This window comes from Lysobacter sp. DMC104 (assembly GCF_056313665.1).
This window is the reverse complement of sequence record NZ_JBQUZW010000001.1, coordinates 334,223-346,557: the sequence shown is the minus strand read 5'-3', so window position 1 is coordinate 346,557 and position 12,335 is coordinate 334,223. Positions and strand designations below refer to the sequence as shown.

The 12,335-nt window shown below is 70.9% G+C and carries 9 protein-coding genes; 1 reads left to right on the top strand and 8 read right to left on the bottom strand.

The genetic code is table 11. From position 1 onward, the window contains the following. The first annotated feature begins 129 nt into the window (after positions 1-129). Positions 130-1,200: a TraB/GumN family protein gene (locus ACT53R_RS01650; protein WP_476170089.1), complete on the top strand. Its 1,071-nt coding sequence runs from the start codon at positions 130-132 to the stop codon at positions 1,198-1,200. Positions 1,201-1,236: 36 nt separating this feature from the next. Here the strand turns inward: ACT53R_RS01650 and dxs are convergent, their stop codons facing one another. The 8 genes from dxs to ACT53R_RS01610 form a co-directional block, all read right to left on the bottom strand. Next, a complete protein-coding gene (dxs, locus tag ACT53R_RS01645; RefSeq protein ID WP_476170088.1) occupies positions 1,237-3,156 on the bottom strand; it encodes a 1-deoxy-D-xylulose-5-phosphate synthase in 1,920 nt (639 codons plus the stop codon). A gap of 96 nt (positions 3,157-3,252) precedes the next feature. Continuing rightward, positions 3,253-4,452: a hypothetical protein gene (locus ACT53R_RS01640; protein WP_476170087.1), complete on the bottom strand. Its 1,200-nt coding sequence runs from the start codon at positions 4,450-4,452 to the stop codon at positions 3,253-3,255. A gap of 153 nt (positions 4,453-4,605) precedes the next feature. Then, complete coding sequence (locus ACT53R_RS01635; RefSeq protein WP_476170086.1) at positions 4,606-5,187, bottom strand: HNH endonuclease; 582 nt, start codon at positions 5,185-5,187, stop codon at positions 4,606-4,608. Between the two features lie 238 nt (positions 5,188-5,425). Continuing rightward, a complete protein-coding gene (locus tag ACT53R_RS01630) occupies positions 5,426-7,216 on the bottom strand; it encodes an acyl-CoA dehydrogenase C-terminal domain-containing protein (RefSeq protein ID WP_476170085.1) in 1,791 nt (596 codons plus the stop codon). Positions 7,217-7,312: 96 nt separating this feature from the next. After that, complete coding sequence (locus ACT53R_RS01625; RefSeq protein ID WP_476170084.1) at positions 7,313-7,798, bottom strand: LEA/WHy family protein; 486 nt, start codon at positions 7,796-7,798, stop codon at positions 7,313-7,315. 128 nt (positions 7,799-7,926) lie between these two features. Beyond that, entirely contained in the window at positions 7,927-8,511 is a 585-nt protein-coding gene (locus ACT53R_RS01620; protein ID WP_476170083.1) for a lipocalin family protein, read from the bottom strand. A gap of 39 nt (positions 8,512-8,550) precedes the next feature. After that, positions 8,551-11,460 (bottom strand): protein kinase domain-containing protein, encoded by a 2,910-nt coding sequence (locus ACT53R_RS01615; protein WP_476170082.1) that lies wholly within the window; start codon positions 11,458-11,460, stop codon positions 8,551-8,553. After that, positions 11,450-12,136, bottom strand: coding sequence for an ECF-type sigma factor (locus tag ACT53R_RS01610; RefSeq protein WP_476170081.1), 687 nt, complete (start codon positions 12,134-12,136; stop codon positions 11,450-11,452). The genes ACT53R_RS01615 and ACT53R_RS01610 overlap by 11 nt, the downstream gene beginning before the upstream one ends. Positions 12,137-12,335 lie beyond the last annotated feature (199 nt).

Sequence of the window (12,335 nt, the reverse complement as noted above, 5' to 3'; positions counted from 1 at the left end):
CCTTCCGGCACGATGCCGTGCCCGTGCGGACGCACAAGCCATCGGCTTCCTGAATGCGGGCGGCGAGGCCCGGCGAAGGCCGCCTCGTTTTGTCGGAGACTGCGCTCCCCTCCCCCGAAGGTGACAAGCATGTCGCTTCGCGTCACGTGGTCCGCGCGGGTCTTCGCGCCGTTGTTGGCTTTCTCCCTCGTCCTGATCTCCGGTGCGACCTGCGCCCAGGATGCCCCTCCGCAGGACGACACCCCCCAGGACGGCATGCCGTCGACCGAGACCGCGGTGCCGATGGGCACGCAGGACCTTGATGCGATCGTCGTCACCGGCCGCCAGCCCGGTCCCGGCCTGTGGAAGGTACGCAAGGGCGATCACGTGCTGTGGATCCTCGGCGTCGAAAGCCCGCTGCCGAAGCACATGGACTGGGATTCGGCGAACGTCGAGCGCAAGATCGCCGCATCGCAGGAAGTGCTGGCCGCCCCGTCCGCCACGCTCGACGCCGATGTCGGTTTCTTCCGCGGCCTGACCCTCCTGCCGTCGCTGCTGCGCATGCGCAAGAGCCCCGACGGCAAGCTGCTGCGCGATCTCGTGCCGCCGGCGCAGTACGCGCGCTGGGAAGTGCTGAAGGCGCGCTACATCGGCTCCGATCGCGACGTCGAGGAATGGCGCCCGCTGTTCGCCGCGCTGTACCTCTACCAGAAGGCGATCGGCCGGATCGGCCTGAGCGAGGACTCGGTGGTGAACGACATCGTGCGCAAGGCCGCCAAGCGCAGCCGCGTGCCCGTCACCGATCCGAAGGTCACGGTGAAGATCGCCGACCCGAAGGGCGCGTTGAAGACGTTCGCGGGCGAATCGCTGGACGACACCGCCTGCTTCGCGAAGACGATGGAGCGCATCGACGTCGATCTGGGCGGCATGGTCGAACGCGCCAACGCCTGGGCGCAGGGCGACACCGAAACGCTGCGCACGAAGCAGGGCCCCAGCCAGTGGCGCGCGTGCGGCGAGGCGATGACGAGCAACGCGGCCGCGCGCCGGCTCGGCTTCGCCGACATCGAGGCGCGCGTGCAGGCGGCGTGGATGGCGGCGGCGGAGAAGGCGCTGGATCGCAACGCCTCGACCTTCGCGACGCTGCCCACCAGCCAGCTCTTCAGCAGCGACGGCTACCTGGCGAAGCTGGCCGCCAGGGGGTACGCGATCGAGGAGCCCTGACGGGCCTCCCGGCGCGCCAGCGAACCGACCTCCGGATCAGCCCGCCGCGCGTGCGGCGGGCGCTTCCGCGGTCGACGCCAGCGCGGGCCAGCGCGCGAGCACCGCACTGCGGATGCCGTCGACGTCCAGCCCGGCTTCGGCCAGCAGTTGTTCGCGGCTGGCGTGATGCTGGAACGCGTCCGGCAGGCCGAGGTGCAGGATCGGCATCACGACGCCCTCGGCCGACAGCAGTTCGGCCACGCCCGAGCCGGCGCCGCCGGCGACGACGTTGTCTTCCAGCGTGACGAAACCGTCGTGGGTCTTCACCAGTTCCAGCAGCAGCGCGCGATCGAGCGGCCGCACGAAGCGCATGTTGACGACGGTGAGGCCGAATTCCGCGCCCACCTGTTCCGCCGCAGGCACCAGCGCACCGAACGCCAGCAGCGCGATGCGCGCGCCCTTGCGGCGGACCTCGGCCTTGCCGATCGGCAGCGTGTCCAGCGTCGGCTGGATCGCGACGCCGGGGCCGGTGCCGCGCGGGTAGCGCACTGCGGCCGGGCCCGGATGACGATGGCCGGTGGTCAGCATCTGCCGGCATTCGTTCTCGTCGGCCGGCGCCATCACCACCATGTTCGGCACGCAGCGCAGGTAGCTGAGGTCGAGGTTGCCGGCATGGGTCGCGCCGTCGGGCCCGACCACGCCGCCGCGGTCGATCGCGAACAGCACGTCGAGGTCCTGGATCGCGACGTCGTGCACCAGCTGGTCGTAGCCGCGCTGGAGGAACGTCGAATAGATCGCGACGACCGGCTTGGCGCCTTCGCAGGCCATGCCCGCGGCCAGCGTCACCGCATGCTGCTCGGCGATCGCGACGTCGAAGTAGCGGTCGGGATATTCCTTGCTGAAACGCACCAGGCCCGAGCCCTCGCGCATCGCCGGCGTGATGCCGAGCAGCTTCGGATCCGCCGCGGCCATGTCGCACAGCCAGTCGCCGAACACGTCGGTGTAGGTCGGTTTCTTCGCGCCGGGCTTGGCGATCACGCCCTTCTCGGGATCGAACGGCGATACGGCGTGATAGCCGATCTGGTCGCCTTCGGCCAGTTCGTAGCCCTTGCCCTTGGTCGTGATGATGTGCAACAGCTGCGGGCCCTTGAGCGTGCGCAGCGTCTTCAGCGTGGCGACGAGGTCGGCGACGTTGTGGCCGTCGATCGGGCCGGTGTAGTGGAAGCCCATTTCCTCGAACAGCGTGGACGGCACGAACATGCCCTTCCAGTGCTCTTCCCAGCGGCGCACGAAGCGCGCCGGCGCGCTGGTGCGCTTGTCGCCGAGCAGCTTCTTGCCGCCTTCGCGCAGCGCGTTGAGCGTGCGGCTGCCGGTCATGCGGCCGAGCATCTTGGTCAGGCCGCCGACGTTCTCGCTGATCGACATCTGGTTGTCGTTGAGGATCACCAGCAGGCTGGGTTCTTCGTCCATGCCGCCGGCGTGGTTCAGCGCTTCGTAGGCCATGCCGGCGGTCATCGCGCCATCGCCGATCACGGCGACGAACTTGCGGCTCTCGTCGCCCGCGCGCTGCGCGGCGATCGCCATGCCCAGCGCGGCGGAGATCGACGTGGACGAATGCCCCACGCCGAAGGTGTCGTACTCGCTTTCCTCGCGCTTGGGGAACGGTGCGACGCCGTCCTTCTGCTTCACCGTGTGGATGGTGTCGCGGCGGCCGGTGAGGATCTTGTGCGGGTAGGTCTGGTGGCCGACGTCCCAGACCAGGCGGTCGTTCGGGGTGTCGTAGAGGTAGTGCAGGGCGACGGTCAGCTCGATCACGCCGAGGCCGGCGCCGAAGTGGCCGCCGCTGCGGCCGACGGACTCGATGAGGTAGGCGCGGAGTTCGTCGCTGATGGCCGGCAGTTCGTCTTCTGGGAACCGGCGCAGGTCGGCGGGCGTGGCGATGCGCGAAAGGCGCGGATAGCGCGCGGAGTCGATCACGATGGGGCAGGTCCGGAGGTCAACGGCCTATTGTCCCCCCGGCTGCCATGCAGCGGCAACAAACGCGTCCGGCAGGCAAAACGCCGGGATCGTCGTTCAGCGCCCGCGCAGGCGGTCGAACAGGCCGCCAGCCGCGCGGCCGTCGGCCGGTGGCGGTGCCCCTTCGCCGACCTGGCTGGCGAAGCCGGTCGCCAGGTTGGCGTTGACGAAGTCGATCACGTCCGCCTCGGGCACGCCGCTGGCGGCGGTGATCTCGGCCAGCGTCTGCGGGCCCTTCATCATCGCGGTGGCGATGCGGAAGTGGCGAGGGTATTCGCGTTCGGTCTGCGGCCATTTCGCCAGCACGAACTTGCCTTCCGGGTCGTAGCCGGCCAGCAGCCGGCCCTCGCCGGCGAGCAGGCCGCCGTACCACTGCAGGCGCTGCAGCGGCTGCGCGGCACCGAGCTTGGCGATGGCCTCGTTCCAGCCGCGGTCGTCCAGCTGCTCGAAATCGCGCAGACCGACGGTCGCCACGAAGTACTCGGCGAGCGGCTTGAGCGTGGTCGGGCCGAAGTACTCGCGGCGGACGAAGTCGATGAACAGCGCCGGCCCGCGGCCACTCTGGTAGCGGGCGCGGCCGGTGAGCGCGCCGGGGCGCAGCCACTGCGAGAACAGGGTGTTGCGGCCGGAAACGAACGCGGGCTCTTCCTCGGCGGCGGCGGGCGCGGCGGGCGCAGGCGCCGCGGCCGGCGGTGCCATCGGCGGTGCGGCGGGCGCCGGTGCGGGCGCGGCGACAGGGGGCGGTGCAGGTTGCAGAGGCGGCGCCATGGTCGGCGGCGGCACGGGTGCCGGGGCCGGCGGTTGCGCGGGCGGCTGGACCGGCGCCGCGACCGGCGGCGGTGCAGGCATCGGCGCGGGCGGCGGTGCGACCGGCGGGGCCGGCACGGGTACGGGTGAGACCTGCGCCGGCTGCGGGGGCGCGACCGGCGGGGCCGGCGGCGCGGGTTCTTCCTCGATCACGCCACCGATCTCGCTCAGCAGCACGGTCAGGGCGTCGGCGTCGAACGGGCGCGGCAGGCGGTAGTCGGCCTGGGTGCGCGGGGCGGCGGTCAGGCCGATGACGTGCTTGCCTGCGGCGTGCAGCCGCAGCCAGCTCATCGGGCCGTACATGCTGTCCATGTCGACGATGACGTAGTCGGCGTCGTTCTCCGAGAGCAGCGACCAACCCCGCACGCGACGGGAGGCGTGCCCGAAGGCGGCCCTCACCTCGGATTCGGTCGCCTGATCCATGCCGGTCAGGCCCAGCGTCAACGCCATGATGTCAGCCCGTTCTGCGCGATCGCAGAGTGTCGCGAAGCCGTTTTTCCCCGTCAACGCGCGCGCTGCGACCGTTTTCAACGCTGCGCGTCACTTTTCGGGCCTGGGTACCCGGGGAATGCGACGCACGGCACGGAACGGCGTGCGGTTCCCTCAGCTGACGATCGACACGCCGCGTGGATTCTTCGGCAGATGCGTCTTCAGGAACGCCATCTGGTCGGCCAGGATGTTCCTGTTCGAAAGGATCAGATGCTCGATCCAGCTCGGCCGGTACGGGATCGCCAGCAGCGGCATCGAGGCCTGCTGCGGGGTGCGGCCACCCTTGCGCGAATTGCACTGGAAGCAGGCGGCGACGACGTTCTCCCACACGTCGCGGCCGCCGCGCGAGATCGGCATCACGTGGTCGCGGGTCAGCAGCTGCCGGCTGAAATGCTTGCCGCAGTACAGGCACAGGTGCTGGTCGCGCGCGAACAGCGCGGTGTTGGTCAGCGCCGGGGTGGGATCGAGCGCGTGCGCCCGGGCGTGGCCGCGCGAGGCGACGATCGGATGCAGTTCCATCACGCTGCGTTCGCCGGTCAGCCGGCTGAGGCCGCCGTGGATGCGCAGGCACGGGTCGCCGAGCGTCCACGCCACCGCGTCGCGGGCATAGAGGCAGGCGGCGTCCTGCCAGCTGATCCAGTCGAGCACGCGGCCGTGCGCGTCCAGCGAGAGCAGGCGCACGCTGTCCAGCCGCACGAGCGCGGCTTCGGGACCGCAGGCATGCGCCGCAGAGGCGGGAAATGCAGGGACGGGGAGGGCGTCGCCCTCCGGGACGGCGAGAACGCCGCGGTCGGGCGGGCCGGGGCGGGGATCCCCGGGGATCGGGCACAACGCGGGTGTGTCGGCCTCCATATGGAAGCCGAGCTTATACCCATTTCATGACGCCGTGGGGACGCACGGCGCCCCTGCGGCGCAACCGCCGATCGACCGCCGATCAGTCGCCGAAACCGGCGTCCGTGAGCGACATCAGCGGCGCAGTGCCGCTGGCGATGGCCGCCGCGTGCGTGCGGGTGCGCGGCAGCAGGCGCGCGAAGTAGAACCGCGCCGTCTCGCGCTTGGCGTCCTTGAACGCCTGCGGCTGCGACGAGGCATCGGCCGCGGCCACGCTGCGCGCCCACCAGTAGGCGAGGGCAGCGTAGCCCGAGTAGAACAGGTAGTCCCACGCCGCGGCGCCGATCTCGTCGGCGTCGGCCATGGCGCGCTTGCCGATCTGCATCGTCAGCGCCTGCCACTCCTGCGCCACCTCGCGCAGCGGGCCGACGAATTCGCCCAGCGCGTCGTTGCCCGACTGCGCCGCGCAGAACTCCTCGATCATGCCGAGGAACACCTGCAGCCCGGCGCCCTGCAGCTGCATCACCTTGCGGCCCATCAGGTCCAGCGCCTGGATGCCGGTGGTGCCTTCGTACAGCGTGGTGATGCGGGCGTCGCGCGCCAGCTGCTCCATGCCGTGCTCGTGGATGTAGCCGTGGCCGCCGAAGCACTGCTGCGCGTGGTACGTGCACTCGATCGCCCATTCGGTGAGGCAGGCCTTCACGATCGGGGTGAGGAAGCCCAGCAGCGCGTCGGCGCGCTTGCGGGTCTGCTCGTCGGGATCGTGCGCGACCACGTCGACCAGCGACGCGCCGTGGTAGCCGAGCAGACGGCCGCCTTCGATCAGTGCCTTCTGGGTCAGCAGCATGCGGCGCACGTCCGGATGCACGAGGATGGGATCGGCCGGCTTGTCGGGATTCTTCGCGCCGGTGAGCGAGCGCATCTGCAGGCGTTCGCGGGCGTAGCGCAGCGCGTTCTGGTACGCGCGGTCGGACAGGCCAAGGCCCTGCAGGCCGACCGCGAGGCGCGCGGTGTTCATCATGGTGAACATCGCCATCAGGCCCTTGTGCGGCTCGCCGATCAGCCAGCCTTCCGCACCGTCGAAGTTCATCACGCAGGTCGCGGAGGCGTGGATGCCCATCTTGTGTTCCAGCGCGCCGCAGCGGACGGCGTTCTGTTCGCCGAGCTTGCCTTCGCGGTCGACCTTCACCTTGGTCACGATGAACAGCGAGATGCCCTTGCTGCCGGCCGGCGCATCCGGCAGGCGCGCCAGCACCAGGTGCACGATGTTGTCGGTGAAGTCGTGGTCGCCGGCGGTGATGAAGATCTTGGTGCCGGTGATCGCGTAGCTGCCGTCGCCGTTGGGCACGGCGCGGGTCTTGAGCAGGCCCAGGTCGCTGCCGCAGTGCGGCTCGGTCAGGCACATCGTGCCGGTCCAGCGGCCTTCGACGATCGGCTTGAGGAAGACCTCCTTCTGCCAGTCCTCGCCGTGGTGCATCAGCGCCTCGGTGGCGCCGTGCGAGAGCAGCGGGAAGTTGCCCCACGCCAGGTTCGCGGCGTCGATCATCTCCTTCACCGGCACGCCGACCGCATGCGGCATGCCCTGGCCGCCGAACTCGGTCGGCGAGGTCAGGCCGCACCAGCCGTTCTCGGCGAACTGCGCGTAGGCCTCGCGGAAGCCCGGCGGCGTGGTCACCTTGCCGGTGGCCTTGTCCAGCGAGCAGCCCTGTTCGTCGCCGATGTGGTTCAGCGGCGCGATCACCGTTTCGGTGAAGCGCGCGCCTTCCTCGAGGATGGCGTCCACCAGTTCGCGATTGGCATCGGCGAAACCGAGGCGGGTGAAGGCGGCTTCACTGTCGAGCACGTCGAACAGCGCGAAACGGATATCGGCGAGCGGGGCTTTGTAGGCGTTCATCGTCTGCGAATGAATTCGTTGGAGGAATCGGTGATGGGAAGGATGAAACGGAGCGGGTGCATCGGCGGCGAAATCGCCGCAGGCGCCCCGGAAACGTCAGCGCAGCGTGCCGGGCAGGCCGGGGACGGGGCTCAGCGCGCTGGCGCGGCGCACCTTGTACTCGTGTGCCTTCTTGTCCTGCGCGCCGGCGGTGAGCGTGCCTTCGAGCACGTAGTCGAGGTTGCGGTGGTCGGCCAGCGCGCCGGCGACGACGATCCGCGCGCCGGCGGCGGGGTCGAGGGTGACGGTCGTGATGTCGGCGGTTTCCGGACCGACGGTCAGCGCCGGCGTTGCGCTCAGCTTGCCGGCTTCTTCGGTGCCGGCGCGCAGGGTCAGGTCGACCTTGTCGAAGCGCATCGCGACGTTGCTGAAGTTCTGGAGCCGCAGTTCCACCGTCCAGCGCCCGTCGGGGCCGACCGCGAGCTGCTGGATGCTGGCCGCCGGTTCCGAGACCCGGCGCACCGGGCCGCCGGCGCAGCCGGCCATCGCCAGGGTCATCGCGGCGAGCATCGCCGCCGTCGCTCGAACCTTCCAACGCTGCATCGCCTGCTCCGGGACCGGGAATCCGGCCATGGTAGCGCGGCCCGCGCCCGGACCGTACGCCCCGGTAGGTTGGCCGGCGACGGCCGGGTCAGCCGCGGTTGCGGCCGTGCCCCGCAGCTTCCCGGCGGTCAGCGCAGCGGCCCGCTCGTGATCAGCGGCGCCAGGTCGTAGCCCATGGCCTCGGCCTTCGCCTTGAGCGCCTCGAACCGCGCCCGGTCCATGTCCGGCGTGCGCGACAGGATCCACAGGTACTCGCGCCCCGGCTCGCCGACCATCGCCCACTGGTAGTCGGGATCGAGCGCGATCACCCAGTAGTCGGCCCAGGTCAGCGGCAGCCAGGACAGCCAGTCGGGCGCGAAGCGCACTTCCAACTGGCCGGCACGGGCGGGATCGCGCCGGGCGACACCCTCGGCCTCCAGCAGATCGCCGTCCTCGGTGCGGCAGCGGTTGACCACGCCGACCAGGCCGTCGTCGCGCAGGGTGTACTGGGCGGTCACGGCGCGCAGGCACTTGCGCTGGAAGAACATCGGCAGCCGCGCGATCTCGTGCCACTCGCCGGCGTAGCGGGTGATGTCGAGGGTTTCGACCGAGACGACGTCGTCCGGCGATGCGGCACCGGCGGGCGACGCCGCGAGGAGAAGTGCAGCCGACAACAGTCCCGTCGACAGCAGCAGGGCGGACAGGCGCGCGAAGGACCGACGGAAACCTGCCATGGCGCACTCCGGGGCGCCGCGCGTCGCGGCCGGCCGATGTTAGCGCATGGCGGACGCCGTGGCCGGCAGGCGCCGGCGGGCGGCTTCCAGCCGCGCGAGGTGTCGCCGCAGGTCGCGCAGCTTGGGGTCGTCGCGATCGCCGTGGATCGCCGTGCCGAGGGTGATCGCCTCGGCCAGCCGGGCCCGCGCGTCGTCGTCGTGGCCCTGCCGCTCGTCGATGTCGGCACGCATGTACAGCGCGCCGAAGCGGGCGAGGGCGACGGTCGACGCGCGACCCGTGCCTTTCGCGGTGATGCGCAGCAGGTCGTCCAGCGACGCGACGGCGGCGGCCTCGTCGCCGTCATCCACGGCCATGCGCGCCAGCTGCAGGTGGTTGAACACCAGATACGTGTGGTCGGGGCCGAGGCAGCGCCGGATCTCGGCGTTCGCGCGCAACAACGCCTGGCGCGCGCCGGCACGATCGCCGGCGTCGTACAGCGCACGGGCGTAGATCGACAGCACGTGGGGGATCGGGATGCCGCGGGCGGCGGTTTCCTGCGCGACGTTGGCGTACAGGCCCAGCGCTTCCTTCAGCATCCGGCCCTCGTCGCGCGGGTCGAGGCTGAATTCCGAGAGGATGTCGGCCAGCGTCACCTGCGCCGAGATCCGCTGATCCAGCGTGGCGCCGGGTGCATCCTCCAGCAGCCGCAGGCTCTCGCGGGCGCCGGCGAGGATCGCCGCGCGGTCGCCCTCGCCCAGCATGGCGCGGGCGTAGGCCACGTATTTCAGTGACTCGGTGAAGTAGGGATCGTGCCGGCCGAGGCTGCCCGAGAGAATGTCGCCTGCGCGACGCGCGTCGGCGATCACCGCGCGCAGGTCGTCGTCTTCCAGACTGAGCGACTGCATCACCGCTTCGATCCGCACCAGCAGCGCGCGCGCGGTTTCCGGATGGCGCGGGCCGTAGCGCGCCTCGATCGCGTCGACCACGCGATCGGCGAGCGCCTTGGCGTCCGCCTGCCGGTTCATGCGCAGCAGCGTGCGCACCATTGCCAGCCGCGCGGCGTCGACGGTGTGCGGGAAGCGCGTGGTGCCCAGCGCGATTGCTTCGTCGAGATCGCGTCGGGCGTCCTCGGTGGCATAGAGCGCGGTGCGCCACTGCGCGCGCCGGGTCAGCAGTTCCGGCAGCAGGCGTGCCGCTTCGCCGCGCAGCGTCCGCGCGGCGTCGATCTGCGCGCCGATCCGCGCCAGCGCCTCGGCCTGACGATCGCGCTGCCACAGCGATTCCGCGTCCTCGGCCGACAACGCGATCAGCGCCGGCAGGCCTTCGGGCGTGTTCGCCAGCGCGCCGGGCATCGCCAGCGCCATGCGCACCACCGATGCGGCGTCGGCATGGCGGCCTTCGAGATTGAGCACGGTCGCGCGCATCAGTTCGGCGCGCGCTTCCACCATGGGCGCATGGCCGCTGCGCGTGCGCGCTTCCTCGGCGAGCGCGATGGCGTGCGCGTAGTCGCCGATGCCGGTGTAGCTGCGCGACAGCGTGAGCAGCGCGTAGGCGCGCACCGTGCCGTTGTCCGATCCGCGCGACGTGCGCAGGTTGGCCTCGGTGCGCTGCAACTGCATGCGCGGCGTCAGGCCCGGATCGCCGAGGCCCGACATGGCGCTGGTCGCCACCGAATCCTCCAGCGCGAGATCGAACGCGGCGAGTGCATCGCGTTCGCGATGGCGATCCTGCCACTGTGCGCCTGCCGTCAGTCCGAGCGCGGCGAGCCCCAGTGCCGCCGCGCCAGCGACGATGCGGTGGCGGCGCAGGTGGCAGCCCAGCCGGTAAAGCAGGCCACCGTCCATCGCCGCGACGGGTGCTTCCTGCAGCCACGCGCGCAGGTCGGCGGCGAGCTCGGCGACGTCGGCATAGCGCTGCTGCGGCTGCGGCGCGAGGCAGCGCATGAGGATTGCTTCGAGTTCCGGTCGCAGTTGCCGGCGCAGTGCATCGGCGCTGCGCAACCGGCGTGCGCGCAGCGCGGTTTGCGACAGCGTGTCCGGTGCCGGCAGCGGATCGAACACGGGCTGGTCGGGTGCCAGCATCCCGCACAGCATCGGCACCGGTTGCGCCGAAGGCGGTGCGTCCAGCACCAGCCTGCACAGCACCGCGCCCAGCGAGAAGACATCGTCCGCGCTGCTCGCCGATGCATGCGCCAGGCGTTCCGGCGAGGCATAGGCTTCGGTCAGGCCGACCGCGGGCGTGTCGGTGGCGGTGTCCCCGACCAGCGATGCCACGCCGAAATCCAGCAGCTTGGCGAAGCCGTCGGCGTCGACCAGCAGATTCGCCGGTTTCAGGTCGCCGTGCACGATCCCGTAGCGATGTGCGTGGCGCACCGCGTCGCAGACTTGCAGGAACAACTGCACGCGTCCGCGCAGTGTCAGTCGCTGCCGGTCGCACCAGCGATCGATTTGTTCGCCGTCGATCAGTTCCATCGCCAGCCACGGGCGGCCGCGATCGTCGATGCCGCCGTCGATCAGGCGGCTGATGCCTGGATGATTCAGGCGCGCCAGGATCTCGCGCTCGCGCAGGAACGGGCCGGTCAGCGTCGCGGCAGCAGTGCCGGCATGCATGCGCTTGATCGCGACCTGCTGCCGATACGCGCCGTCGTCGCGATGCGCGAGGAACACGCTGCCCATGCCGCCCGCGCCGATCAGGCCTTCGATGCGCCATGGCCCGAGGCGATCGGACGTCGGCATGTCGCGTGTTTCGATGACGGTGGGCAGCGGCTGCGCATCGCGCAGCGCGACGTGCGCCGGGGCATCGAGATGCAGCGCTTCGGGGCCGTCGTCCAGCGCCAGCAGCGCGTCGACGGCGTTCGCGCGTGACGGCGCGCGCAAGCGCAGCCAGGCCCGATGCAGCGGCCGCAGCGGTGCCGGGATCGCGAGATGGCGACGCAGCAGGTGCAGTGCATCGAGATCGTCAGCGCGCATCGTCGCGGCTTCCGCGCAGGCGCTGGGCCAGGAACAGTCGCGCTGCCTGCCAGTCGCGGCGCACGGTGCGGACGTGGACCTCCAGCACGGCCGCGATCTCCGCTTCCGACAGGCCGCCGAAATAGCGCCATTCGACCACCTGCGCCAGACGCGGCGCGTGCTCGCGCAGCGCCGAGATCGAGGCGTCGAGCGCCAGCATGTCGATCGGTTCGGTCGGGTGCGGCGCGATCAGCGTCTGCTCGTCCAGCGTGGTGGTCGGCACGTTGCCGCCGCGCTTCTCGGCGCGACGGCGGCGGATCTCGTCGAGGATCGCCTTGCGCATCGCGCTGACCACCAGCGCGACCAGTTGCCGGCGGTCTTCCGCCAGTACGTCGCGTTTGCGTGCCAGCCGCAGCCAGGTCTCGTTGATCAGTGCGGTCGGCGTGAAGGTGTGGCCGGACGACCGCCGCAGCTGCGAACGCGCAAGCCGGTAGAGGTCGTCGTAGAGCGATGCGTAGATGCGGTTCCATGCGCCGGCATCGCCTTCGCGCGCCTGCGCCAGCAGCGCGGTCACCGTCGTGGCGGCATCCGCCGTCGAGAACGGGCGGGCAGGGGATGGCGGCGCGTTCCCGTCACCGACCGGGCGGAGCGGGAGGCGGGCGGGCGTGGACGCCGGCGTGGTCAGGACTCGGGGCATCGGTGGACCTCACGAATTGTGTGACGGAGACCACAAAAATCGAAGCAGGAGGGCGCAATCGGCGTCCGGCGTGTCCTCTCCCGACCGCCGTCGGCGACCAAGCATGACAGCGCTGTCGTGGAGAGGGTAGTGGCAAGCCTTCCCCATCGCGATTCCCGCGATCAATGGAGGCGGGGAACGCGACGAACGGTGCGCCGCG